Annotated in this window: 24 protein-coding genes; 11 read left to right on the plus strand and 13 right to left on the minus strand. The window is 74.3% G+C overall.

The features are described from left to right. Nucleotides 1–28 precede the first annotated feature (28 nt). Nucleotides 29–328: a WhiB family transcriptional regulator gene (locus BD833_RS03955; protein WP_104527703.1), complete on the minus strand. Its 300-nt coding sequence runs from the start codon at nucleotides 326–328 to the stop codon at nucleotides 29–31. 355 nt (nucleotides 329–683) lie between these two features. On the opposite strand from BD833_RS03955, the gene BD833_RS03960 reads away from it, so the two are divergent. After that, a complete protein-coding gene (locus tag BD833_RS03960) occupies nucleotides 684–1397 on the plus strand; it encodes a response regulator transcription factor (RefSeq protein ID WP_243737430.1) in 714 nt (237 codons plus the stop codon). A gap of 494 nt (nucleotides 1398–1891) precedes the next feature. Here the strand turns inward: BD833_RS03960 and BD833_RS03965 are convergent, their stop codons facing one another. Next, the gene (locus BD833_RS03965; protein ID WP_166531825.1) at nucleotides 1892–2290 is read right to left on the minus strand and encodes a DUF5319 family protein; all 399 of its coding nucleotides are present in this window, start codon (nucleotides 2288–2290) and stop codon (nucleotides 1892–1894) included. A gap of 138 nt (nucleotides 2291–2428) precedes the next feature. Between BD833_RS03965 and guaB the strand changes: the two genes are divergently transcribed. Genes guaB through guaA form a run of 3 tightly spaced genes read left to right on the plus strand, consistent with a single transcriptional unit; the run spans nucleotide 2429 to nucleotide 6687 of the window. Next, the gene (guaB, locus tag BD833_RS03970; RefSeq protein ID WP_166531826.1) at nucleotides 2429–3943 is read left to right on the plus strand and encodes an IMP dehydrogenase; all 1515 of its coding nucleotides are present in this window, start codon (nucleotides 2429–2431) and stop codon (nucleotides 3941–3943) included. A 5-nt stretch (nucleotides 3944–3948) separates the two neighbouring features. Then, nucleotides 3949–5121, plus strand: coding sequence for a GuaB3 family IMP dehydrogenase-related protein (locus BD833_RS03975; RefSeq protein WP_166531827.1), 1173 nt, complete (start codon nucleotides 3949–3951; stop codon nucleotides 5119–5121). A 3-nt stretch (nucleotides 5122–5124) separates the two neighbouring features. Further along, complete coding sequence (guaA, locus tag BD833_RS03980; RefSeq protein ID WP_166531828.1) at nucleotides 5125–6687, plus strand: glutamine-hydrolyzing GMP synthase; 1563 nt, start codon at nucleotides 5125–5127, stop codon at nucleotides 6685–6687. A 15-nt stretch (nucleotides 6688–6702) separates the two neighbouring features. On the opposite strand, the gene BD833_RS03985 is transcribed toward guaA, so the two are convergent. Next, on the minus strand, nucleotides 6703–7449 hold the full coding sequence (locus tag BD833_RS03985; RefSeq protein ID WP_166531829.1) for a helix-turn-helix transcriptional regulator: 747 nt from the start codon (nucleotides 7447–7449) through the stop codon (nucleotides 6703–6705). Nucleotides 7450–7512: 63 nt separating this feature from the next. On the opposite strand from BD833_RS03985, the gene BD833_RS03990 reads away from it, so the two are divergent. Together BD833_RS03990 and BD833_RS03995 are read left to right on the plus strand one after the other, a co-directional pair. Continuing rightward, nucleotides 7513–8097 (plus strand): dienelactone hydrolase family protein, encoded by a 585-nt coding sequence (locus BD833_RS03990; protein ID WP_166531830.1) that lies wholly within the window; start codon nucleotides 7513–7515, stop codon nucleotides 8095–8097. A gap of 102 nt (nucleotides 8098–8199) precedes the next feature. Beyond that, nucleotides 8200–9309 carry a sodium:calcium antiporter gene (locus tag BD833_RS03995; protein WP_243737431.1) on the plus strand — a complete coding sequence of 370 codons (1110 nt, stop codon included), beginning with the start codon at nucleotides 8200–8202 and terminating at the stop codon, nucleotides 9307–9309. A 61-nt stretch (nucleotides 9310–9370) separates the two neighbouring features. Here BD833_RS03995 and BD833_RS04000 read toward each other — a convergent pair whose 3' ends face one another. Both BD833_RS04000 and BD833_RS04005 read right to left on the minus strand, forming a co-directional pair. Next, complete coding sequence (locus BD833_RS04000) at nucleotides 9371–9664, minus strand: hypothetical protein (protein ID WP_166531831.1); 294 nt, start codon at nucleotides 9662–9664, stop codon at nucleotides 9371–9373. Next, on the minus strand, nucleotides 9657–10580 hold the full coding sequence (locus BD833_RS04005) for a PspC domain-containing protein (protein WP_166531832.1): 924 nt from the start codon (nucleotides 10578–10580) through the stop codon (nucleotides 9657–9659). Before BD833_RS04005 ends, BD833_RS04000 begins: the two co-directional genes overlap by 8 nt. A gap of 123 nt (nucleotides 10581–10703) precedes the next feature. Here BD833_RS04005 and BD833_RS04010 point away from each other — a divergent pair, with 123 nt between their 5' ends. The 3 genes from BD833_RS04010 to BD833_RS04020 all read left to right on the plus strand — a co-directional run bounded on the left by BD833_RS04010 (nucleotide 10704) and on the right by BD833_RS04020 (nucleotide 14103). Continuing rightward, nucleotides 10704–12008, plus strand: a complete 1305-nt coding sequence (locus tag BD833_RS04010; protein WP_166531833.1) for an ATP-binding protein — start codon at nucleotides 10704–10706, stop codon at nucleotides 12006–12008. Further along, nucleotides 12005–12673 carry a response regulator gene (locus tag BD833_RS04015; protein WP_166531834.1) on the plus strand — a complete coding sequence of 223 codons (669 nt, stop codon included), beginning with the start codon at nucleotides 12005–12007 and terminating at the stop codon, nucleotides 12671–12673. The genes BD833_RS04010 and BD833_RS04015 overlap by 4 nt, the downstream gene beginning before the upstream one ends. Nucleotides 12674–12759: 86 nt before the next feature. Then, entirely contained in the window at nucleotides 12760–14103 is a 1344-nt protein-coding gene (locus BD833_RS04020; RefSeq protein ID WP_166531835.1) for a short-chain fatty acid transporter, read from the plus strand. 36 nt (nucleotides 14104–14139) lie between these two features. On the opposite strand, the gene BD833_RS04025 is transcribed toward BD833_RS04020, so the two are convergent. The 5 genes from BD833_RS04025 to BD833_RS04045 all read right to left on the minus strand — a co-directional run bounded on the left by BD833_RS04025 (nucleotide 14140) and on the right by BD833_RS04045 (nucleotide 19043). Next, complete coding sequence (locus tag BD833_RS04025; RefSeq protein WP_166531836.1) at nucleotides 14140–15510, minus strand: acetamidase/formamidase family protein; 1371 nt, start codon at nucleotides 15508–15510, stop codon at nucleotides 14140–14142. Between the two features lie 85 nt (nucleotides 15511–15595). Beyond that, nucleotides 15596–16792: a serine hydrolase domain-containing protein gene (locus tag BD833_RS04030; protein ID WP_166531837.1), complete on the minus strand. Its 1197-nt coding sequence runs from the start codon at nucleotides 16790–16792 to the stop codon at nucleotides 15596–15598. 55 nt (nucleotides 16793–16847) lie between these two features. Then, nucleotides 16848–17582, minus strand: coding sequence for a PIG-L deacetylase family protein (locus BD833_RS04035; RefSeq protein WP_166531838.1), 735 nt, complete (start codon nucleotides 17580–17582; stop codon nucleotides 16848–16850). Nucleotides 17583–17595: 13 nt separating this feature from the next. After that, nucleotides 17596–18498 carry an RNA polymerase sigma factor SigJ gene (sigJ, locus tag BD833_RS04040; RefSeq protein ID WP_166531839.1) on the minus strand — a complete coding sequence of 301 codons (903 nt, stop codon included), beginning with the start codon at nucleotides 18496–18498 and terminating at the stop codon, nucleotides 17596–17598. Then, nucleotides 18495–19043 carry a carboxymuconolactone decarboxylase family protein gene (locus BD833_RS04045; RefSeq protein ID WP_166531840.1) on the minus strand — a complete coding sequence of 183 codons (549 nt, stop codon included), beginning with the start codon at nucleotides 19041–19043 and terminating at the stop codon, nucleotides 18495–18497. The genes sigJ and BD833_RS04045 overlap by 4 nt, the downstream gene beginning before the upstream one ends. A 109-nt stretch (nucleotides 19044–19152) precedes the next feature. Between BD833_RS04045 and BD833_RS04050 the strand changes: the two genes are divergently transcribed. Further along, nucleotides 19153–19446, plus strand: coding sequence for a hypothetical protein (locus BD833_RS04050; protein ID WP_166531841.1), 294 nt, complete (start codon nucleotides 19153–19155; stop codon nucleotides 19444–19446). 15 nt (nucleotides 19447–19461) lie between these two features. Here BD833_RS04050 and BD833_RS04055 read toward each other — a convergent pair whose 3' ends face one another. Continuing rightward, nucleotides 19462–19752, minus strand: a complete 291-nt coding sequence (locus BD833_RS04055) for a chorismate mutase (RefSeq protein WP_166531842.1) — start codon at nucleotides 19750–19752, stop codon at nucleotides 19462–19464. A 259-nt stretch (nucleotides 19753–20011) separates the two neighbouring features. Between BD833_RS04055 and pcrA the strand changes: the two genes are divergently transcribed. Then, the gene (pcrA, locus tag BD833_RS04060) at nucleotides 20012–22312 is read left to right on the plus strand and encodes a DNA helicase PcrA (protein ID WP_166531843.1); all 2301 of its coding nucleotides are present in this window, start codon (nucleotides 20012–20014) and stop codon (nucleotides 22310–22312) included. Between the two features lie 221 nt (nucleotides 22313–22533). On the opposite strand, the gene BD833_RS04065 is transcribed toward pcrA, so the two are convergent. Both BD833_RS04065 and BD833_RS04070 read right to left on the minus strand, forming a co-directional pair. Then, entirely contained in the window at nucleotides 22534–23325 is a 792-nt protein-coding gene (locus BD833_RS04065) for a M23 family metallopeptidase (protein ID WP_243737432.1), read from the minus strand. Nucleotides 23326–23549: 224 nt separating this feature from the next. After that, complete coding sequence (locus tag BD833_RS04070) at nucleotides 23550–24440, minus strand: esterase/lipase family protein (RefSeq protein ID WP_166531844.1); 891 nt, start codon at nucleotides 24438–24440, stop codon at nucleotides 23550–23552. Between the last annotated feature and the right edge of the window lie 193 nt (nucleotides 24441–24633).

Below are 24633 nucleotides of genomic sequence, written 5' to 3' on the forward strand. Positions count from 1 at the left end.
GACCGGGCCCTCTCGGCGTTGCTCGGGGTCAGACCCCAGCGGCGACGGCAGCCGGCTCGGCGGCGATCAGCCGGGCCCGCTCCTCCTCGCTCATCCCGCCCCAGACGCCGTACGGCTCACGGACCGCCAGCGCGTGCTTCAGGCACGCCTCGACGACCGGGCAACGCGCGCAGACGGCCTTGGCCGCGGTCTGCCGCCGCGCCCGGGCCGGACCGCGCTCGCCGTCGGGGTGGAAGAAGAGGGACGTGTTCTCGCCACGGCAGGCGCCGTGGAGCTGCCAGTCCCAGACCTCGGCGACGGGCGTCGGGAGTCTGCGGATGTCGGCCATGTCTCCTCCAGGACTCGATCGAGCCGGAGGGGGCTGTCCGGCTGCAAGGGGCCGGTGCCCTCGCCGTCCCAAGGTCAAACCCGGCCGATTCGCAACTTTTTACCGCTGTGCACTCGGTCACTCCCGCCCGGAGGCGCTCACCCCCCGGGGTGAGGGCGTCTGTCGGACCGCTCCGCAGTCGATCACTGTGGCTCCAGGTCGCGCTGTCGTCCGGCAGGGGGAGAACTCCGGATGCACCGCCTGACCTGCGCAGAGGTGGGGAGCCCGACCAGGGCTCCCCGCCCGAGCGGCACCCGGTCGGGCACTCCCGGCCGGTGGGGGGACCGGCGTCGGCCGGGAACAGCGAGGAGCAGGTGTGATCGACGACAGGATGCGTGCACCCGTGCACGGCGCGACCGTGTGGGTGTACGACGAGCGGCGACGGGTCCGTGACGACGTCGCCTCGCGGTTGGTCGCCCTGCCCTTCGTCGGCCGGGTGGAGGTCATCGGGGACGGCCAGTCGCTGCTGTCCCGCCTGGCGACCCGCACTCCCGACGTGCTCGTCGTCGGGACCCAGCGGGCGGTGGACACCGGCCTGACGGCCGCCACCCAGGCGCTGCGGGCCCACCCGGGCCTGCCGGTCCTGGTGCTCGGTGCCCCCGACGACGCGGAGAGCGTGCGCGCCGCCGTCGCCTTCGGCGCCCGCGGGTACCTGCGGTGGGACGCCACGGCGATCGAGATGGGGCTCGGGCTGTCCCGGGCGGGCCTGCGGGCCGACGGCCGGATCCCGGTGCAGGCGGCGGCCGCGCCGGCCCCCGCGTGGAGCGGCGCCGCCCCGCTGGCCGGCTCGGCGCCCACCACGGTGCGCTCGACCGTCCGCGACGCCCCTCCGGCGCCCGCGCTGTCGATGCGCGAGATGCAGGTCCTCACCGGCATGAGCCAGGGCAAGAGCAACGCCCAGATCGGCCGTGAGCTCTACCTGTCCGAGGACACCATCAAGACCCACGCCCGGCGGCTGTTCCGCAAGCTGGGCGCCAAGGACCGCGCCGAGGCGGTGGCCACCGGCTTCCGCCGCGGCATCATGACCTGACACCGTGACATTGCGATCCTCCGGATCGCACCGCGGCCAGGAGCCGTTCCCCGGCGGCGGCGAGCGCGTCCGTCATGCCTGCGCGGGAGCCTTTGGGCCCCCCTCGGCCTGACCAGGCTGGCACTCGGCACTGAGATGCGCATGGTGGCGGTTATCCGATCCGGATAACCGCCACCATGCGCATATGGGCGGCCCACCGCCCGCCTGGTCGGGCCGAGTGGGCCCCGGAGGGGTTCGTGCAGGGACGACGGTGGGGCTCAGCTCACCTGGGGGACGGCGCGTGGCTGCGGGGGTCTGGTCGGGCCGAGTGGGCCCGGAGGGTCCGCGCAGGCACGACGGACGCGCTCGGCTCTGAGGGGTACGGCGCGTGGCTGCGGGGGTCTGGTCGGGCCGAGTGGGCCCGGAGGGTCCGCGCAGGCACGACGGACGCGCTCGGCTCTGAGGGGTACGGCACGTGGCCGCGGTGTCGTCCGGAGGACGACGATGTGCACAGCTCAGTCGTCGCGGGCGTGCCGGCCGGTGCGCCGGCCGCTGGGCTCGTCCTGCTCCGCGAGGGCGGCGACGCCGTCGGCGTAGCCGCTGGCGTAGTCCCAGCTGACGTAGTCGTCGGGGTCGGGCTCGAAGGGCGGCTCGTGCCGGCCGGTCTGGCCCTCGTCGAGCAGCTGCCGGAGGTTGGCCTGCATCAGCGCCCAGTCGACGTGGTGCTCCTCCTCGCAGTCGGGGCAGTCGACGACGATGCCCTTGATGCCGGCGGGCTCGAGCAGCGTGCGGAAGACCTCGAGCTCGGCGAGGTCGTCGAGGACCCCCGCCCGCTCCTCCATGGTGAGCGGTGGGGGGCCGGGGGAATCGGCCGAGCCGAAGTCCGGTCCGAAGGCGTCGTCGAACGGAGACACGGGCCCACGGTAGCCGCCGGACGGGCGGAACACCGAGCCCTCGGCACCGCCGCCTACGATCGGGGCTGGTCCCGCGCGTCCGCGAGGTGCGCGCAGGCCGGTGTCCGACCCGATTCGCCCCGAAGGGTGGCCGCGCACATGCAGCCCGACTCCGTGCCCGAGCTGCCGGCGAAGTTCGCCCGCCTCGGGCTCACCTACGACGACGTCCTGCTCGTCCCGGGGGCGTCCGACGTCGTCCCGGCCGAGGTCGACACGAGCAGCCGGGTGACCCGGCGGATCACGCTGGCCGTGCCGCTGCTGTCCAGCGCGATGGACACCGTGACCGAGGCCCGCATGGCGATCGCCATGGCGCGGGTCGGTGGCATGGGGGTGCTGCACCGCAACCTCTCCGCCGAGGAGCAGGCCGGCCAGGCCGACCTGGTGAAGCGGTCGGAGGCCGGCATGGTCACCAACCCGGTCACCTGCTCCCCGGACAACACCCTCGCGGAGGTCGACGCGCTCTCGGCGCGGTACCGGATCTCCGGCGCCCCGGTCGTCGACGCCGAGGGCGTCCTGCTGGGCATCGTCACCAACCGGGACATGCGGTTCGAGACCGACATGAACCGGCTGGTGCGCGACGTCATGACGCCGATGCCGCTGATCACCGCCCCCGTGGGCGTGGACGCGGACACCGCCCTGCAGCTGCTCTCCAAGCACAAGGTCGAGAAGCTGCCGCTGGTCGACGCGGCCGGGCGGCTGCGCGGGCTGATCACGGTCAAGGACTTCGTCAAGCGCGACCAGTTCCCGCTCTCCACCAAGGACGCCGACGGCCGGCTCGTGGTCGGCGCCGCGCTCGGTGTCGGCGAGGACGCCTACAAGCGGGCCGGGCTGCTGGTCGACGCCGGGGTCGACGTGCTCGTCGTCGACACCGCGCACGGCCACCAGCGCGCGGTGCTGGAGATGGTCGCCCGCGTCAAGAAGGACTTCGGCGGGGAGCAGGGCGTGGAGGTGGTCGGCGGCAACGTCGCCACCCGCGACGGCGCGCAGGCGCTCGTGGACGCCGGGGTCGACGCGGTGAAGGTCGGCGTCGGCCCGGGCTCGATCTGCACCACGCGGGTGGTGGCGGGCGTGGGCGTGCCCCAGGTCAGCGCCATCTACGAGGCCTGGCTCGCGGCCGGCCCGGCCGGCGTGCCGGTCATCGCCGACGGCGGTCTGCAGTACTCCGGTGACATCGCCAAGGCCATGGTCGCGGGCGCCGACACGGTGATGATCGGCGGGCTGTTCGCCGGGGTCGAGGAGGCCCCGGGCGAGCTGGTGTTCATGAACGGCAAGCAGTACAAGACCTACCGCGGGATGGGCTCGCTGGGCGCCATGCAGAAGCGTGGCAACCAGTCGTTCAGCCGCGACCGGTACTTCGCCGACGACGTGCTCTCCGACGACAAGCTCGTCCCCGAGGGCATCGAGGGCCAGGTGCCCTACCGCGGGGCGCTGTCCGGGGTCGCCCACCAGCTGGTCGGCGGCCTGCGCGCCTCCATGGGCTACGCCGGTGCGGCGACGATCTCCGACCTCAAGGAGCGCGGCCAGCTCACCCGCATCACCTCGGCGGGCTTGGTCGAGAGCCACCCGCACGACATCCAGATGACCGTCGAAGCCCCCAACTACCGAGGTCGCTGACACCGATGAGCGCACGCGACACCGTCGAGATCGGCCTCAACCGCTTCGCGCGGCGGGGGTACGACCTGGACGAGATCTCGATCGTCCCGTCCCGCCGGACCCGCGACGTCGACGACGTCTCCACCGCCTGGCAGATCGACGCCTTCCGGTTCGACATCCCGCTGATCACCAGCGCCAGCGACGCCGTCGTCAGCCCGGCGACGGCGATCGCCGTCGGGCAGGCCGGTGGTCTGGGGGTGCTCAACGGCGAGGGGCTGTGGACCCGCTACGACGACCCGGCACCGCAGTACCGCCGGATCGCCGAGGCGGCCGCGGCCGGCGCCCCGCCGGTGGCGGTGCTGCAGGAGGTCTACGCCGAGCCGGTGAAGACCGACCTGATCGCCGCGCGGATCAAGGAGATGAGCAGCGGCGGGGTCACCACCGCGATCCGGATCTCCCCGCAGCACACCGAGCAGCTGGCCCCCGCGGCCCTGGCGGCCGGGGTCGACCTGCTGGTCATCCAGGGCACGATCGTCTCCGCCGAGCACGTGACCACCCAGGGCGACGCGCTCAACCTCAAGGAGTTCATCGCCGACCTCGACGTCCCGGTGATCGTGGGCGGCGCGGCGAACTACACCACCGCGCTGCACCTCATGCGCACCGGCGCCGCCGGCGTCATCGTCGGCGTGGGCGCGGACACCTACTCGACGACGGACTCGGTCATGGGCATCCGGGTCCCGCTGGCCAGCGCGATCGCCGACGCCGCCGCGGCCCGCCGCGACTACCTCGACGAGACCGGCGGCCGGTACGTGCACGTCATCGCCAACGGCCGGATCGAGACCAGCGGCGCGATCGCCCGGGCGCTGGCCTGCGGCGCCGACGCCGTGCAGCTGGGGGAGCCGCTGCGCGCGGCGGCGGAGGCGCCCGGCGGCGGGGTGTGGTGGGACTCGGTGGCCGCGCACCCGCGACTGCCCCGCGGCGGCACCTCGGCGGCCGTGGAGCCGACCGGCTCGCTGGCCGACGTCCTGCACGGCGAGGCGCGCTCCGCCGACGGGCGCACCAACCTCTTCGGCGCCCTGGCCCGCACCATGGCCAAGACCGGGTACCGGGACCTCAAGGAGTTCCAGCGGGTCGACCTGGTCATCGGCGGCTACCACCCCGTGAGCAGCGATCCCTCGACCGACGGCCGGGCGGGCTGAGGAGTGGACTTCCCGACCGTCCTCGTCGTCGACTTCGGTGCCCAGTACGCGCAGCTGATCGCCCGGCGCATCCGCGAGGCGGGGGTGTACTCGGAGATCGTCTCCTCCGAGGTGCCCGCGGAGGAGATCGTCGCCCGCCGGCCGGCCGCGATCGTCCTGTCCGGCGGCCCGTCCAGCGTGTACGCCCCGGAGGCCCCGAAGGTCGACCCGACCCTGTTCGAGTCCGGGGTCCCCGCCTTCGGCATCTGCTACGGCTTCCAGGCAATGGCCGCCTCCCTCGGCGGCACGGTCGCCCGGACCGGTGACCGGGAGTACGGCGGCACCCCGCTGACCGTCACCACCGAGGGTCGGCTGTTCGGCGACCTGCCGATCCAGCAGGACGTCTGGATGAGCCACGGGGACGCCGTCAGCGCCGCACCTCCCGGGTTCACCGTCACGGCCACCTCCATCGGCGCCCCCGTGGCCGCCTTCGAGGACGTGGACCGCAGGCTGGCCGGCGTCCAGTTCCACCCCGAGGTGCGGCACACCGCGCACGGGCAGACGGTGCTCGAGCACTTCCTGTTCGACATCGCCGGGCTCGAGCCCACCTGGACGATGGCCAACGTCGTCGAGGAGCAGGTCGAGCGGATCCGCGAGCAGGTCGGCGAGGGCCGCGCGCTGTGCGCGCTGTCCGGCGGCGTGGACTCCGCGGTCGCCGCGGCGCTGGTGCAGCGGGCGATCGGCGACCGGCTCACCTGCGTCTACGTCGACCACGGGCTGATGCGCGAGGGCGAGACCGAGCAGATCGAGCGGGACTTCGTCGCCGTCACCGGGGTGGACCTCCGGGTGGTCGACGCCCGCGACCAGTTCCTCGGTGCGCTGGCCGGGGTCGCCGACCCCGAGGAGAAGCGGAAGATCATCGGCCGCGAGTTCATCCGCGTCTTCGAGCAGGCCGCGCTCGACGTCGTGGGCGATGCCAAGGAGCACGGCGACACCGTCGACTTCCTCGTGCAGGGCACGCTCTACCCCGACGTCGTCGAGTCCGGCGGCGGCAGCGGGACGGCGAACATCAAGAGCCACCACAACGTCGGCGGGCTGCCGGAGGACCTGCAGTTCACCCTGGTCGAGCCGCTGCGGACCCTGTTCAAGGACGAGGTCCGCGAGGTCGGCCTGCAGCTCGGGCTACCCGAGGCCATGGTCTGGCGGCAGCCGTTCCCGGGCCCGGGGCTCGGCATCCGCATCGTCGGCGAGGTGACCCAGGAGCGGCTGTACGTCCTCCGCAAGGCCGACGCGATCGTCCGGGCCGAGCTCACCGCGGCGAAGCTCGACCGCGAGATCTGGCAGTGCCCGGTCGTGCTGCTGGCCGACGTCCGCTCGGTCGGCGTCCAGGGCGACGGGCGCACCTACGGCCACCCGGTCGTGCTGCGCCCGGTGTCCAGCGAGGACGCCATGACCGCCGACTGGACCCGGCTGCCGTACGACGTCCTGGCGAGGATCTCCACCCGGATCACCAACGAGGTCGAGGAGATCAACCGGGTCACCCTCGACGTCACGAGCAAGCCGCCGGGCACCATCGAATGGGAATGAGGGCACCGTCGCCGCTCAGCCCTCGCTGACTCCCGGGGGCCCTGGGACGCCAGCAGCGCCCGCACGTCTCGTCATGGGCACGGCCACCGCGTGCGCGTCGGCCGGCGGCGTGCCGAACGCCTCGGGAGGGCGCCCGGGGGCCGCCTCGGTCGTGAGGTCCGCCGCCTCGATGCGGTCCCAGCGGAACCACCGCGGGGCGTCGCGCAGCCGGCACCAGCCGACCAGGTACCAGCGGTCGCCGGTGCGGGCCAGCAGGTGCGGCTCCACGCGCCGGCGGGACACGGTCCCGCTGTCGTCCCGGTAGCGGAGGGCGACCACGCGCTGCCGGAGCAGCGCTTCCTCGACGACGGACGCCGGACCCGGCCGCTGTGCGCCGCCGCGCACCCAGACCCGGCCACCGAGGTCCCGGGCCGTCGCCCGGGCGCCGGGCCCCATGACGTCGAGGAGCTTCTCCAGCGCGGCCCGCCCGTCCGCGGCGAACGGGGCCTCCGTCGCACCGGCGAGAGCGACGGCCAGCGCCACCGCCTGCCCGGGCGTCAGGTTGACCGGCGGCAGGGTCGCCGCGGCGTCGAGCACGTAGCCACCCCCGGGCCCGGCCGTCGCCCAGATCGGCAGACCCGCCTGCTGCAGCGCGGCCACGTCTCGCTTGATCGTGCGGGGGGAGACCTCCAGCCAGTCGGCCAGCCGCTGGGCCGTCCGCCCCCGCGCTCCGGCCCGGCGCAGCTCCTCCGAGACGGCGTGCATCCGGTCGGTCCGGTTCATGCCGGAGATCGTCGCAGCAACGGTGACAGGACGGTGTCACCAGGTGCCCGGCACGGTGACCCCATGGCTTCCATCGCGATCTTCCACTCCGTGCTCGGCGTGCGGCCGGGCATCACCGACGCCGCGGACCGGCTGCGCGCGGCCGGGCACGAGGTGCTCGTCGTCGACCAGTACGACGGGCGGGTCTTCGACGACTACGGCGAGGCGGGTGCGCACGTGGAGCGCGTCGGCTTTCCCGCGCTCATGGCCCGCGCGGTCGAGGGGGTCCGCGACCTGCCCGACGGCTTCCTCGCCGCGGGCTTCTCCAACGGCGCCGGCATGGCCGAGCACGTGGCGACGCAGCGGCGCTGCGGCGGGCTGCTGCTGTTCTCCGGTGCGCTGCCGCTGTCGGTGCTGGGGGTGGAGCGCTGGCCGGACGGCGTCCCCGCCCAGCTCCACCACACCGTGGGCGATCCGCTCCGGCAGCAGCAGTGGGTGGACTCGGTGGTTGCGGACGCCCGGCGCGCGGGCGTCGAGATCGAGGTCCACGACTACCCGGGCACCGGCCACCTGTTCACCGACCCGAGCCTGCCCGCGGAGCACGACCCGGCGGCCACCGAGCTGCTCTGGGAGCGGGTGCTCGGGTTCTGCGCCCGCGTGTCCGACTGACCGTTCCGGGGTGACCGGCGCGGCACCGGGCTCGCCGCGCGGAATGCCGGTGATCATGATGAGGTCGACGACGGCCATGCCGTCGACGACCCGGGAGAACGAGTGACCAGCGCGGCATGGCCGTTCCTGCCGAGCGTGCTCGCGCTGGTCGCGATGGCCGTCGTCATCGTGCTGGCCGGGGTCCGGCTGACCAGGGTCGCCGACACCCTCGCCGAGCGCACCGGTCTCGGTGACGCGATCGGCGGCGCGCTGCTGCTCGGGGCGGTGACCTCGCTGCCGGGGAACGTCACCGTGCTCACCGGCGCCCTGGAGGGCGACGCCGGGTTCGCCCTCTCCAACCCGGTCGGGGGGATCGCGCTCCAGACGGTGTGGCTGGCGATCGCCGACCTGCTCTACCGCCGGGTCAACCTGGAGCACGCGGCGGCGTCGCTGCAGAACGTGCTGCAGTCGGTGCTGCTCATCGCGATGCTCGCGGTGCCGGTGGTCGCGTACGCCACGCCGGACCTCCGGCTCGGCTGGATCCACCCCATGACGCTGCTGATCCCGTTGCTCTACGCCTACGGGCTGACGCTGCTCCGGCGGATGCAGCGCCAGCCGATGTGGCAGCCGGTCCGCACCGACCAGACGGCGGACGACGACGGCAACGGCAACGGCAACGGGAACGGCGACGGCGACGGCGACGGCGACGGCGACGGCAACGGGAACGGCGACGGGGACGGGGACGGCGACGGGGACGGGGACGGCGACGACCGCTCCACCGCCCGGTTGTGGGGCCTGCTCGCGGTGCTCGGGCTGGTCACCGGCGCCGCCGGCTGGGTCGTGGGCCGGGCCGGGCTGAGCGTGATCCAGCAGACCGGGCTGGAGAGCGGCGTCGTGGGCTTCACCCTGACCACGGCGATCAGCTCGCTGCCCGAGCTGGTCGTGCTGCTGACCGCGGTGCGGATGGGTCAGCTGACCCTCGGCGTCGGCAACATCGTGGGCGGGAACGTCTACGACATCCTGATGATCGCGGTGGCCGACGTCAGCTACCTGGAGGGGCCGATCTACCGGGACGCCGGCCCGACCAGCCTGGTCCTCGTCGGTGGCACGCTCGTCATGACCGCGGTGCTCGCCGCCGGGCTGCTCATGCGGGACCGGAAGTGGATCGGCTTCGAGGGGGTCTCCATCCCGCTGGTCTACGTGGGCACCGTCGCCCTCGCCGTGGTGGGGTGACGCGACGAGGGCCCGGGAGCGGCTGCTCCCGGGCCCTCGGCCGTCCGTCCCTCGTGATCGGTCAGGCGCGGTTACGTGTCTTCCGCAGCTCCTTCACCAGCAGGGCGACGCCCGCGCCGATCAGCACCACCCACAGCACGCCGCCGTCGTCCAGCAGGCCCAGCGAGAGGTCGAGGCCGGTCATCGTCGCCAGCGCCAGGGCGATGAAGAGCAGCCCGGGCACCAGCGCCACCAGGTCGACCTTCCGCCGCGGCTCCGGCCGGGGCAGGTCCTCGGTCTCCAGCGGCGCGACCATCTGCCACTGCTGCTCCTGCCAGGCCGTCGGCGTGGTCGGGAACTCGCTGTAGTCAGCCACGGGACACCTCCACGTCTCCGATGCCGCTGTTGATCTCGAGCTCGAACTCGGGCTCACCGTCGTCGGTCCACGCGGCCGACCCGCTGCCCGGGTGGAAGTCGGAGCCGGACCCGGTCGCCCCGAAGACCTCCGTCTCGCCCACGCCCTGGTCCACCTGGATCTGCGCGTCGGCGGAGCGCGGCAGGATCACCTCGACGTCGCCGATCCCGTGCTCGATCCGGACGTCCAGCGCGTCGGTGAGGTCCGCCATGGGCACGTCGGAGAGGTCGACGGTGAGGTCACCGACGCCGCCCTCGTAGACCTCCTGCACGGCGGCGACCGTGCGCGGGGAGAAGGTCCGGTCGCCCACGCCGCCGTCGACCGACGGCGTCGCCGAGGCGATCGCCAGTGCCAGGGACAGGACGACGCCCAGGGCGACCAGGCCGCCGCGCGCGGTGCGGCCCGGCAGGAACGCCGCCGCGACCAGCCCGGCGCCGACCACCAGGACGGCGGTGCCGAGGTAGCCGGTGGCTTCGACGTCCCAGCCGGTGAGCCGGCTGACCAGCGCGAGGAAGCCCACCGCGATGAGCAGCCCGGCGACCGTCAGGCCGGGGATGGGGGAGCGCGGACCGGTGGGCTCGCGCCGCCGGGCGGCGGGCGCCGGCTGCCCGGGAGCCGGCGCGGCGCCCTCGGGTCCGGCCGGCATGAGCAGCCACAGCAGCAGGTACACCAGCAGGCCGGTGCCCGCGGCGATGGTCAGGGCGACGAAGCCGACGCGCCAGAGGAGGGCGTCGATGCCGGTGTACTCGGCGAGGCCGCCGTTGACACCGCCGATGACCTTGTCGGTGCGGCTGCGCCGCAGCTGCGGGCGGGCCGGTGGCGGCTGCCACCCGGGCGGCTCGGCCGCGGGGGTGGTCGGGGGGAGGGGGGACGTCATGCCATGGAGCCTGCCGACCGCCGGGCCCGGTGACCATCAGGGAACCCCCGGAGCCGACCCTGGTTCCTCTTCCGGGGTGATTCCCCGTGTCGGCCGGCGGCCCGCCGGTGCGACGATCATCCCGTGACCACGACCTCCGGAGCGACGCCGCGGCCCCCGCTGGCGCGCCCGCGCGAGGGCCGGGTCATCGCCGGGGTGGCCGCCGGCACGGCGGCGCACCTGCGGCAGGACCCGCTGGTCGTCCGGGTGGCGGTCGTCCTGCTCGCCACCACCGGGCTGGGGATCATCGCCTACGCCCTGCTCTGGATGACCATGCCGGTCGCCGCACCGGGCGAAGAAGCGCCGGTCAGCCGCGGCTGGCGGCCCACCGGTGCCGTGCAGTGGATCGCACTGGTCGTGCTCGGCGGCATCGCCGTCAGCCTGATCGGCCAGCTCACGCAGTGGACCAGCAGCGACGTCGTCCTGCCGCTGGTCCTGCTGGCCGGTGGGCTCACCGTCATCTGGCGCCAGCTGGACACCGACCGCACCCTCGCCGTGCCCGCCGCGCGCTGGGTCCTGGCCGGGGGCGTCCTGGTCGTGGGCGCCGGGCTGTTCCTGCTGCTGGCCACCACCGGGCAGCTGGCCAACGCCCGCAACGGTTTCGCGGCCACGCTGCTCATCCTCACCGGGGTGGTGCTCGCGACCGCGCCGCTGTGGCGCCGGCTGCTGGACTCCCGGGCCGAGGAGCGCGCGGCCCGGATCCGCTCCGAGGAGCGGGCCGCCGTCGCGGCGCACCTGCACGACTCGGTGCTGCAGACCCTGGCCCTCATCCAGCGCAACGCCGACGAGCCCCAGGCGGTCAGCCGGCTCGCCCGCGGTCAGGAGCGGGAACTGCGGGCCTGGCTCTACGACCCGGTCGCGGTGCGCGAGGGCGGCACCTGGGCGGGGCTGGTGGCCGGCATGGTCGCCGAGGTGGAGGCCGACCACGCGTTCACCGTCGACCCGGTCGTCGTCGGGGACGCCCCGGTCGACGACGCGCTCGCCGCCCTCGGGGCGGCCACGCGCGAGGCGCTGGTGAACGCCGCGAAGCACTCGGGCGTGGGCAGCGCCGACCTGTACACCGAGGTGACCCCGGAGCAGGTGTCGGTCTTCGTCCGCGACCGGGGGAACGGGTTCGATTTGGACGCGGTGCCCGACGACCGCCGCGGGCTGCGGGACTCGGTGCGCGGCCGGCTCGTCCGGCTGGGGGGCACCGCGGGCGTCCGGTCGACGCCGGGTGAGGGCACCGAGGTGGAGCTGTGCCTGCCCATGAAGGCCGTGGGCGGGCAGCGGCGCGAGCGCGTGAGCGATGCGGGGGGCGCCGTGAGCGGACAGGGGCGTGAGCATCGCAGCGAGGAACGAGCGAGGAGCGGAGCGCCCCGCGGGAGCGAACCGAGGAGCACGGCATGAGTCCGCGGGTGTTCGTGGTCGACGACCACGCCATGGTGCGCACCGGGGTGCGCGCGGAGCTGGGGGATGCGGTCACCTTCGTCGGGGAGGCGGCCGACGTCCCCACCGCCATCGAGGGGATTCGCGCGGCGCGGCCCGACGTCGTCCTGCTCGACGTGCACCTGCCCGGCGGTGACGGGCGGGCGGTGCTCGAGGCGCTGCGCGGTGAGCTGCCCGACGTGCGGTGGCTGGCGCTGTCGGTGTCGGACGCCGCCGAGGACGTCATCGCCGTCATCCGCGCCGGCGCCCGCGGCTACGTCACCAAAACCATCTCCGGCCCCGACCTGCTCGACGCCGTCCGGCGGGTGGCCGACGGCGACGTCGTCTTCAGCCCCCGGCTGGCCGGCTTCGTGCTCGACGCGTTCGCCGCCGGGGGAGCCTCCGGGGGAGCGGCCGCCCCCCAGCCCGAGGAGCAGGCCACCGACCCCGGGCTGGACCTGCTCAGCGCCCGCGAGCGCGAGGTCATGCAGCTCCTGGCCCGCGGCTACACCTACCGGGAGATCGGCTCCCGGCTGTTCATCTCGGTGAAGACGGTGGAGTCGCACGCGTCGAACGTGCTGCGCAAGCTGCAGCTGTCCAACCGCAACGAGCTCACCCGCTGGGCGGCGACCAACCGGCTGCTCTGACGAGTGGCCCCTCCGGCCCCCCGGTATGAGCATGTGGGCGGGACCACGGGGAGCCCGTCCGCCGGGCCCGGGGGAAGGAGCCCGCCATGCTGCGCACGCTCGCGCGTCCGCTGGTCGCCGGCGTGGAGAGGTACCTGCCGGGAGCATTCGTCTTCGCGGTCGTCCTGACCGTCATCGTCGCCGTCCTGGCGCTGGTGTTCGGGGACATCGGCCCGGTCGAGCTGGTGCGCGCCTGGGGCGACGGCCTGGCCGGGCTGCTGGCCTTCATGACGCAGGTGGCCCTGGTTCTCCTGCTCGGCTACACGCTGGCGCTGACCAAGCCGGTCAAGGCGGGGCTGACCCGGATCGCCGACGTGCCCAAGAGCCCCCGGGCGGCCTACGCGTTCGTCGCCTTCGTGTCCGCCGTCGCCTCCCTGATCAGCTTCGGCCTCGGGCTGGTGGTCGGCGGGGTCATCGCCCTGGAGGTGGGCCGGGCGGCCCGTCGCCGCGGCACGCAGCTGCACTACCCGCTGCTGGTCGCCAGCGCCTACTCCGGCTTCGCCGTCTGGCACATGGGCTACAGCGCCACCGGGCCGCTGGCCGCGGCGACCCCGGGCAGCTTCGTGGAGGAGGCGATCGGCCGCACCATCCCGATCAGCGAGACGGTCTACTCGCCGTGGAACCTCATCGCGATCCTCGTCGCCGTCGCGGCGATCGTCGGCACGGTGGTGCTGCTGGCACCCAAGGGCACGGACCGCATCGTCGAGCTGCCCGAGCGGATGGGGACCGAGGAGCCCGACATCGCGCTGACCACCCCGGGCACCCCGGCCGAGCGGATGGAGGCCTCGCGCCTGGTCACCCTCGTCCCCGGCGTCGCCCTGCTGGTCTACCTCGCGGTCTACTTCGCGCAGGAGGGCTTCGACCTGACCCTCGACATCGTCAACTGGTCGTTCCTCGCCGCCATCCTGCTGATCGTGCGCAGCCCGGCGGAGCTGGCCGAGCTCGTCGGCGGTGCGGTCCGCACGGTCGGCGAGGTGCTGCTCCAGTACCCGCTCTACGCCGGGATCATCGGGATGATGACCGCCTCCGGGCTGGCGGCGCAGCTCAGCGGGTGGTTCTCCGACGTCGCCAGCCCCGGGACCCTCGGGTTGCTCGCCTTCCTCTCGGCCGGCCTGCTCAACCTGTTCGTGCCCAGCGGCGGCGGCCAGTTCGCCGTCCAGGCGCCGATCTTCCTCGACGCCGCCGACTCCCTCGGCGTCGATCCCGCCGTCATCACCATGGCGATCGCCTACGGCGACCAGTGGACGAACATGATCCAGCCGTTCTGGGCCCTGCCGCTGCTGGCAGTGGCCGGCCTCGGCGTCCGCGACATCTTCGGGTTCACCGCGATCACCTGCCTGATCACCGGCCTCGTCTTCGGCGGCACCCTGCTGGTGCTGGGCGCCGGGTGAGCCCGGCCGGTGCGGGCACCGGCCGGGCCCGCACCGTCAGCGGAAGTGGCTCTTCGGGATGACCCCGTGGACGCCGACGGTGCGGTCGACGACCTGGGAGACCTCGAAGTCGACGGCGGCCGACAGGTAGGCGTAGGCGACGGCGCGGTCCATGCCCAGGTCGTTCTGGAGGAAGTCCAGGGCGTTGACGACGGCGCGCCGGTTGGCGATGTCGAGGTCGCTGAGCTGGCCGTTCCGGGCACCGTCGGGGTCGGACATCCCGATCGGCAGCCACGACTCCGGCGTCTCGCCGAACGGGTAGCGGAACGCCACCGAGGGGGCGTCGGAGCTGCCCTTGCGGCAGACGCTCAGCCGGAAGGTGAGCCGCAGCGACCCCTCCAGCGCGGTGAGCGCGACCTCGCCGCTGCCCATCGACATGTGCGGGTCGCCGACCGAGAACAGCGCGCCTGGAGCCACGACCGGCACGTAGAACGCCGACCCGACACCCAGCAGGTTCACGTCGATGTTGCCGCCGCCCACCGTGGGCGGGATCGAGTTGACCAGCGGGTCGTTCAGGGCCGGCGCGTCGCCGACGGTCGCGACCGCCATGAGGCCGGCGAAGGGGTCCACCGGCCAGGAGACCGTGCCCCTGGACCCGCGGGGCAGGGACGCCCGCACCGCACCGCCGCGGACCGCCAGCGGGGTGAAGAGGGAGACGTTGCCGTACTTGAGCGGGTCGCCGGTGCTGCGCCCGTCGGGCGTGGTGGGCATGACCTCGGCGGCGGTGATGTCGCCGGGTGCGCCGGCGAACCCGGCCGCCAGCGCGCCCTTGCCGTGCCGGCTGGAGACGACGCCGTACGGCACCCGCGGCAGCGCCGTCAGCAGCTCGATCTTGAGGACGTCGCCGGGGCGCGCGCCCTCCACGTGCACCGGGCCGGTGACCACGTGCGGTCCGTCGGCGTCGAAGCTGCGCGGGTGGCGGGCGTACTCCGCCGCGATGGCGACGGCGTCGTCGAGCACCTGCTCCCGGGGCACCCCCAAGCTGCCGAACCAGGCCGCCGGGTCGCGCCCCTGGTCCTCGAGGATCCCCTCGTGGCTGACGGTGTCGATGGTGATCGTGCCGCCCGAGCGCACCCGCGCCACCGGGGCGTCGCCGGTGCGGGGCAGGTAGCCCCACAGCACCTCGTCGGGCCGGGAGGGCAGGTACACCTGGCCGTCGATCGGGCCCTTGCCGGGCTGGAGCACCTCGCGGGGCAGCCGGGTCTTCGGCGCGGCGACCGCCGGGCCCGCCGTCGCCGCCCCCGCGGCGAGGAGCGCTCCGGTGGCCAGGGCGGCCTGCACGAACCCGCGGCGGCCGATCCCGCGCTCGAGGCGCTCGGCGGCCTCCTGCGGGTCGGGGGTGGTCTGGTCGTGCGCGGTCGTGGTCACGGTGGTCTCCCGGTGCCGTCGGTGGGCGTCGGGGGAGTTCTACGGGCCGGGTGTTGCGTCCGCGTGGCGCCGGCGGGACTCCGTGTTACGAACTGGTTCCGCCGGCCGTCGCCTCCTCCTGGCCGAAGGCGGCGCGCCGGAAGGCGGCGAACAGCGGTGGTGGTTCCGGGGAGGCCCACATCTGGTTGGTCAGCAGGACGGCCGTCGTGCCGGTGACCGGATCGGTCCACCAGGTGCTGCCCAGCCCGCCGTCCCAGCCGTAGGAGCCGGCGTGCCGGCCACCCGGCTCGTCGGTGCGGCGGACGCCGAGGCCCAGGCCCCAGCCGCCCCCCTCGTCGTCGACCGGGCCGACCTGCTCGGTCGTCATGGCGCGTACGGCCGCCTCGCCCAGCACCCGGGTGCCGTCCGCCGCGCACCCGCCGGACCGCAGCACGCGGGCGAACGCGGCGAGATCGTCGACCGTGGAGACCAGGCCGTCACCGGCGTCGGGGAAGGCGGGCGCCGACGCCCACTGGCCGTCGGCCGGGTCGTAGACCTCGCGGGCGCCGTCGGGCCCCGGCGGTGTCCAGTGCGGGCCGAGCCGGTCCCGTGCCGACGCCGGCACCCCGAAGCCGGTGCTGCCCATCCCCGCCGGCCGGAGGACCCGTTCGGCGAGGACCGCGGGCAGCGGCCGCCCGGCGGCGCGCGACACCAGGACGCCGAGCACGCTCGCCCCCACGTGGTAGAGCCAGCGGCTGCCGGGCTGGGCGGCCAGCGGCACCGTGCCCAGCCGGCGCATCCACTCGTCCGGCCCGGGTGCGGCCTGGGGCGCCGGGGGGCCCACGGGCAGCCCGGCCGCGGCGAGCGCGGCCAGCGTCGGGGACGGCCAGGGGGCGGTGAAGTCCAGGCCGGTCCCCAGCCGGAAGGTGAGGACGTCGCGGACGGTGATCGGCCGCTCGGCCGGCACCGTGCCCGCCTCCGGATCGGCGGGGTCGGCGAGCACCCGTGGGTCGGCGAGCTCGGGGAGGAGCGCGTCGACGGGCTCGTCGAGGGCGAGGGCGCCCTCGTCCACCAGAGCCATGGCCGCCGCCGCGACGACCGGCTTGGTGGTGGAGGCGATGCGGAAGACGGTGTCCGGCCGCACGGCGTCGTCGGTGCCGGGCACGTGCCCGCCCGCCGCGCCCCGGGAGACCACCTCGCCGTGCACGCCGACCCACCACGCGGCGCCCGGGACCTGCCCGGCGGCGACCGCCCCGGTCACCGCGGCCGCGATCCGCTCCGCCCGCTCCCTGCCATCGTCCACGGGGACCTGACCGGCCGGCGGCGCGGAACTCATCGCCTCCGCGGACGTCGTCGCCTCAGGCGGTGTGCACCACGTGGAAGGTCTCGGCCAGCCGGCCCTCGGGCAGGCCGTGCGTGCGGGCGTTCTGCCGCATCCAGGCGGTGACGAACTCCCGGAGCCGGTCCTCCGGCTGGTGGCTCACCTGGGTCACGTGGCTCAGGAGTGCGGCGAACTTGCGCTCCACCACGTCGGTGACGTCGACGGCGTGGTCGGCCCGCGGGCTGGCGCCCAGCCACACCTCCGCCACCGTCCAGGCGTCCAGCCCCTCGTCGGCCAGCAGCTCCGGGAAGGCGAACGGGTTCCGGGCGTCGGGGTACACCGCGCGCAGCGTCGACTCGCCGACGGTTATGTGGTCGGGGTGGCTCGCGCCGATCCGCTCCCAGAACCGCTCGGGGGAGCTGGTGAGCACCCGCTGCGGGCGCACCTGCCGGATCACCCGGCTGATGTCCCGGCGCAGGTCCAGGGTGAGCTCGAGCCGGCCGTCGGGGTAGCCGAGGAAGCGGACGTCGGTCACGCCCACCGCCTTCGCCGCCGCCGTCTGCTCGGCGCGGCGCATGGGCCCCATCTGCTCGCGCGGGGTCTCGTCGAACCCGCCGGCGTCCCCGTCGGTGACGATCAGGTAGGTGACCTCGGTGCCGGCGTCGGTCCAGGTGGCGACCGTGCCGGCGCTGCCGAAGTCGACGTCGTCGGGGTGGGCGAGGACGCACAGCGCCCGCTCGACGTGCGCGGCGGGGGTAGTGGGGAGCGGCATCACGCGCCGGAGCCTAGGAGGTGTGCCGGAGACCGGCGAGCTTCTCCGGGTTGCGCACGAGGAGCACCTGCTCGATGCGCCCGTCGACGACGACGAGCGACATGGCCAGCAGCGGCTCTCCGCCGGTCCAGGCCACGATCCCCGGCCCGCCGTTGACCTCGGCCACCTCGATGCGCAGGTCCGCGAGCTCCAGGCCCTGGGCGGCGACCGCCACCACGAACCTCGCGACCTTGTCCGCGCCGGCGATCGGCCGCAGCGCCGCCCTCGCCTTGCCGCCGCCGTCGCTCACGAGGACGACGTCCGGGGCGAGCACGGCCAGCAGCTCCGCGACGTCGCCCCCGGCGCACGCGGCGAAGAACCGATCGGTGACCTCCCGCTGGGCCCGCCGGTCGGTGTCGAAGCGGGGCCGGCGGGCCTGCACGTGCTCGCGCGCCCGGTGGGCCATCTGCCGAACGGCCGGCTCGGTGCGCCCCAGCGTGGTGGCCACCTCGGCCAGCGGGAGCCCGAAGACCTCGCGGAGCACGAACACGGCCCGCTCGGCGGGGGAGAGCGTCTCCAGCACCACGAGCACGGCCAGCGAGACCTGCTCACCCACCTCGGCCGCCGCGACCGGGTCCGCCGGCGGGGGCGCCGTGGCCACCGGGTCGGTGCCGGTCAGCAGTGGCTCGGGCAGCCACGGCCCGACGTAGCTCTCCCGGCGCGCCCGGGCCGAGCCGAGCCGGTCCAGGGCGAGGTGGGTGGCGATCCGCACCAGGTAGGCGCGCGCGTCGGCGACCTCGCCCCGGTCGGCCGCCGACCAGCGCAGCCAGGTGTCCTGCACGACGTCCTCGGCGTCGGCGACGCTGCCCAGCATCTGGTAGGCCACGGAGAACAGCAGCCCGCGGTGGTGGTCGAACGGGGCGAGGGCACCGGTCACGCCGGGAGCTCGCAGCGGTCCCGGAAGCCCTGGCTGGTCAGGCCGAGCGCGCTGTTGAAGCGGGACCGCGAGTTCTCCACGGAGATCATCATCGTCAGCTCGACGAGCTGCGCGTCGTCGAGGTGCCGGCGCAGCCCGGCCACCATCTCGTCGGTGACCTGCAGGGGGGTCGTCGTCATCGCCTCGGCGTAGGCCATCACCTGCCGCTCGAGGTCGGAGTACGCGTCGCTCTCGCGCCACCGGGGCACCTCGCGCAGCTTCCGGGGGTCGATCCCGCGCCCGGCGGACTCCCAGTAGCCGAAGTCCAGGCACCAGGAGCAGCCGATCGTGGCGGCCGACGCCATCACGGCCAGCGACTTCAGCGTCGGGTCGAGCCGGTTCCACCGGGCCAGCGACGTCTCGTGCCGTACGTAGCTGCGCAGCACCCGTCCGTTGTGGAGCATCGCGGCGCCCGGGTCCAGGACGGCGCCGAAGCGACGGCGGGAGTACCACTCGGCGAGCCGGACGAAGGTGGAGCGGGGCGGGTCGAGCGGGATGCGGGCCATGGTCGGTTCCTCTCGGTGGTCGGAGTTCGACCATGGGGACGACGCAGCCCCCGCAGGTGTGACACGGGCCGGCCGTGGACCCTGGAGAGGAGTCGCGCAGACTCGGGAGGTGCCCGCCTTCACCCTCTCCCTGGCGCTGCGCTCGTCGGCGCCCCTGGACGACGCCGCGATCGACTCACTCCGTGCGGTGCTCCGGCCCGACGACCCCGAGCTGCGGGTCTGGCGCGAGCCCGACCGCGCGGTGCTGCGGGTGGCCACCGAGTGCACCGCGCCGGACCTCGACGCGGCCCTCGACCTGGGGATGACGCTGGCCGACGAGGCGAACGCGGCCTGCCCGGGCCGGGTGTTCGAGGTGGCGGCGATGGGGGACGAGGACTCGCAGGTCTGGCGCGCCGGTCCCTGACGGTCCCGCCGGCCGCTAGAGCCGGCCGCGGCCCTGGCGCAGCAGCATCATCCCGAGCGCGGCCCCGTCGGGGCCGAGCTCGGTCCGGAAGCGGGCGAGCACCTGCTGCTCCCGGGAGAGCGAGAGGCGGGTGCCGCCGGAGGCCGAGCGCAGGGCGCCGATCTCCTGGGAGATCTGCAGCCGGCGCCGCACGAGCTCGATGATCTCGGCGTCGCAGGCGTCGATCGCGCCGCGCAGCTCGCCGATCCGGGCGGCAGGGTCCTCGGGCGCGACCGGGCCGGCGGGGGAGGTGGTGAGGGTGCTCATCGGAGTCCTTCCGGGGTGTCCGGTCCGAGACCCCCGAAACGGAAAACGCCCCGGGCTGCTCGGGCCCGGGGCGTCTGTTGCGGCGTGTGCTCAGCCAGCGGTGACGGACACCGGATCCCGGTGACCGTAGAAAAAGCTGACCGTGGCGAGCACGGGAGAAGTCTGCCACAGCGGGTCGGTTCCGCGCCTCCCGGCGGGTCGTCCGGCCGGTCCCGGGGCCGCCGGGAGCGTCACCCGTCCGGCTTACAGTGATGTCCTCATGAGCAGCAGCCTCCAGCAGTCCCTCCCCGGTACCGCCGCCCTGCCGCGCTCCGCTCCCGGCTCGGTCGGCCGGGAGCTGGACCGGATGCTCGCCGGGCTGAACGGCCCCCAGCGGGACGCCGTCGTCCACGAGGGCAGCCCGCTGCTCATCGTCGCCGGCGCCGGGTCGGGCAAGACGCGGGTGCTCACCCACCGGATCGCCTACCTGCTGGGCGCCCGTGGCGTGCAGCCGGGGGAGATCCTGGCGATCACCTTCACGAACAAGGCCGCCGGCGAGATGAAGGAGCGGGTGGCCGCCCTCGTGGGGCCGCGCGCGCGGGCGATGTGGGTGTCGACGTTCCACTCGATGTGCGTGCGCATCCTGCGGGCCGAGGCGGCCAAGCTCGGCATGAAGTCGTCGTTCACCATCTACGACCAGGGCGACTCGATCCGGCTGATGACCATGGTCGCCCGCGACCTCGACCTGGACGCCAAGCGCTTTCCCGGGCGCAGCCTGGCCAACCAGGTGTCGAACCTCAAGAACGAACTGGTCGACGAGGAGGCGTTCACGCCGCAGACGCCGCCGGAGAAGGTGCTCAAGGAGGCGTACACGCTCTACCAGCGGCGGCTGCGCGAGGCGCACGCCATGGACTTCGACGATCTGATCATGACGACGGTCCACCTGCTGCAGGCGTTCCCCGACGTCGCCGAGCACTACCGCCGCCGGTTCCGGCACGTGCTCGTCGACGAGTACCAGGACACCAACCACGCCCAGTACATGCTGGTGCGCGAGCTGACCGGCACCGGCGCGGGCCCGGTGCCCCAGGCGGAGCTGTGCGTCGTCGGTGACGCCGACCAGTCGATCTACGCCTTCCGCGGCGCGACGATCCGCAACATCGACGAGTTCGAGCGCGACTACCCGCAGGCCACCACGATCCTGCTCGAGCAGAACTACCGCTCGACGCAGCGGATCCTCCGGGCTGCCAACCAGGTGATCGAGCGGAACACCGGCCGCCGTCCCAAGAACCTGTGGACCGACTCCGGCGACGGCGAGCTGATCGAGGGCTACGTCGCCGACAACGAGCACGACGAGGCGGCCTGGGTCGCCGAGCAGATCGACGCGCTGGTCGACGAGGGCGCGGTCAGACCTGCGGACATCGCGGTCTTCTACCGCACCAACAACGCCTCGCGGGTCTTCGAAGAGGTCTTCATCCGCGTCGGCATGCCGTACAAGGTCGTCGGCGGCGTCCGCTTCTACGAGCGCAAGGAGGTCCGCGACGCGCTGGCCTACCTGAAGCTCGTGGCCAACCCGGCCGACGTGGTGAGCCTGCGCCGGATCATCAACGTCCCCAAGCGCGGCATCGGTGACAAGGCCGAGTCGTGCGTCGAGCGGTTCGCCGACCGGGAGCGGATCGCGTTCGGCAGCGCGCTGCGCCGGTGCGCCGAGATCGGCGAGCTCGCGACCCGGTCGCTGAAGGCGCTGCAGGAGTTCGTGGCCCTCCTGGAGGAGTTCGAGCAGCTGGTCGAGACCGGTTCGGGTCCGGCGGCGCTGCTGGAGAGCATCCTCGACCGCACCGGGTATCTGGCCGAGCTGCAGGCCAGCACCGATCCGCAGGACGAGGGGCGGGTCGACAACCTCAACGAGCTCATCTCGGTGGCCGCGGAGTTCGAGGCGGCCAACCCCGGCGGCTCGGTGACCGACTTCCTCGAGCAGGTGTCGCTGGTGGCCGACGCCGACCAGATCCCGGTCACCGGCGACGACGCCGGGGTGGTCACGCTGATGACCCTGCACACCGCCAAGGGCCTGGAGTTCCCGGTCGTCTTCCTCACCGGGCTGGAGGACGGCGTCTTCCCCCACCTGCGCGCGCTGGGCGATCCGCGCGAGCTGGAGGAGGAGCGCCGGCTGGCCTACGTCGGCATCACCCGCGCCCGGCAGCGGCTGTTCATCTCCCGCGCCACGGTGCGCACCAGCTGGGGGCAGCCGGCGTACAACCCACCGTCGCGGTTCCTCGACGAGATCCCGGCGGAGACCATCCACTGGGAGCGCACCGACCCGGCCCCGGCCCCGTCCACCGGGTACTCGTCGGCGCAGTCGCGGGTCGCCGCCACCGGGCTGGCCACCGGCGGCCTGCGCGGCGGCGCCGGCAACCGGCAGGTGATCTCCGTGGAGATCGGTGACCGGGTGAGCCACGACGCCTTCGGCCTGGGCACGGTCGTGGAGCTGACCGGCGTGGGCGACAAGGCCCAGGCGACGGTCGACTTCGGCTCCGGCGGCACCAAGCGCCTCGTCCTCCGCTACGCCCCCCTGGTCAAGCTCTGACCTGCGGGGACGGGGCCCGGAGGGTCCCTCCCCGCAGGTCAGGATGCCGCGGCAGGGGCGTGGGGGACGGCTGGAAGCCGCGTATCGCAACGCGGTCACGCCCTGCGAGGCGCCCCGTGAGGAGCGGGGCCCCGGAGGGGTCCCCGACGAGTGGGCGGGAAGAGCTCAATGCCAGTGGGGCACGGCACGTGGCCGCGATCGATTGGGCGGAGCCCGATCAATCAAATACTGGCGCCGCGCTCCGCCAGCCACTTGGCCGGGTCGATCGGCCGGCCGTCCATGCCGCCGCGGTGGATCTCGTAGTGCAGGTGCGGGCCGGTGGACTGGCCCTCGTTGCCGACCTTGGCGATCTGGTCGCCGGCGGTCACGAGATCGCCCTCGGAGACGCTGAAGTAGCGCATGTGCCCGTAGATGTGCACGTTGCCGTCGGCGTCCTGGATGTAGACGGCGTTGCCGTAGCCGGATGCCCGGCCGGCGCGCACGACCACGCCGTCCGCGGCGGCGACGATGGGCGTCCCGAGCGGGGCGGCGAGGTCCAGGCCGTAGTGCATGGTTCCCCAGCGCCGGCAGAAGCAGGTGGTCAGCGTGCCCTGCGTGGGCACGACGGTCTTGGGCTGGCGGGCGGCGCGGGAGGCGGCGAGCTCGTTGAGCCGGGCCTGCGCCTCGGCCTCGCTGATGCCCCGGCGGGCGTCGGCGTCCTCGAGGCCACCGGCGAAGCTCACCTCGGTGCTCTCCCCGAGGCCGTAGTCGGAGGCGGTAGCGGAGATGACCGGCTTCTCGCCGGTGACGGCGGGGATGCCGGCGAGGACGGCGCCGGCGACGAGCGCGGCGAGCCAGAGGTGCGCACGCCGGCCGGGGGGGTGCGGCAGGCGCCGCGCGGACGCCGGTGCGTCGGGCGCCGGGCCGGCGTCGGGCGCCGGGGCCGCGGTGGCCTCGACGGGGTTCCGGGGGCGGGGCACGCGGGCGACGCGCGGCGCCGGCTTCTCCAGCACCTGCGCATTGCTGAGAGACACGGCGAGCCTTCCCGAGAAACCTGGCCGGCGAGCGCCGGGAGGCGTCCGTCGGGGGAGCGACGACGGCGGGGGCAGCTCCGGAGCGATGCCCGCCGGTGTGCACCGGCGCCGTGATCGGACCGTAACGATGCGTCAGGACTCGACCAAGCACCGAACCGTGCGTGTCGCGATGGCGGCACGTCGTCACGGCGACGTGTCGACCCGGCCGGCCGCGGGGCGCGCCCTCAGGCGACGGCGGCCAGGTGCCGTGCGGCCGTGCCGTCCCGCACCCCGGCCAGGGTGGTGGCCACCTCGTCGAGGACGCCCCGGTGGATCGGCAGGGACATGTGCCCCACCCCGCGCACGAGCACGTTCCGGGCCGCGAGGTCGGGGTGGTCGCAGCGTCCGGCCGTCGTCGGCAGGACCACCTGGTCCAGGTCGCTGTACACCGCGGTGATGCGGGTCCGGCAGTTCCGCGCCGGCTCGTCCAGCTCCCGCAGCACCGGCGACCCGGGGCGCAGCTGGCGGATGAGCGGCGTGGGCCCGATGTGGGCGAGGAGCGACCCCCGGTGCGGTGTGCCGAGGGTGACCAGCGAGTCCACCCGCCGGTCGCCCCCCTGCCGCTGCACGTGGTAGCGGGCGAGCAGGCCACCCAGGCTGTGCCCCACGACGTGCACCCGGTCGTGCCCGGTCTGCTCGCGGACCCGGTCCAGGTGCCGGCCCAGGTCGGCCGCGCCCTGGGCGACGTCGCGCAGGAACGGGCTGTAGTTCCACGAGCAGACGGAGGCGAAGCCCCGGCGGCGCAGGCTGCGGCGCATCACCGCGAAGACGGAGCGGTTGTCGATCAGTCCGTGCACGAGCACGACCGGCACCTGGGCGGCCAGCGGGTCGGCGGCGAAGAGGGCGCGGACGGCGGCGGGCTGCGCGCCGCGGCGGGAGCCGGCGTCCGGGCGCAGCGCCTCCGTGCGGGTGCCCAGCGGGTACAGCAGGGCGTGGGCCCCGACCCATGCCAGCTCGGTCAGGCTGCCGGTGAGGGTGGCGGGGGAGCAGAGCGCGCGCAGCCCTCGTGGCGTGGCCTCGGGCCGGGCGTCGGTGTGCAACCCTGGAGCAGAGTCGAGCTCGCTCGATCGGCGCATGGCCGTCTCCCCGTCTGGATCCGTCCAGCGGGACCTCGGGTTCGGGTCGATCCGCCGGTGCGTTGGTCCGGTGTGTGCTCCGTTAACCCGACGGTAATGCCGAGGTGTGTTGGTCGTCACAGAAACGTCACCGATCCGCCGCTGATCGAGTCCTGTTCGTGACCACGCTGCCGAAGGGAGAGCGGTGCCAGCC

Source organism: Blastococcus xanthinilyticus (genome assembly GCF_008124835.1).
Classification (GTDB): domain Bacteria; phylum Actinomycetota; class Actinomycetes; order Mycobacteriales; family Geodermatophilaceae; genus Blastococcus; species Blastococcus xanthinilyticus.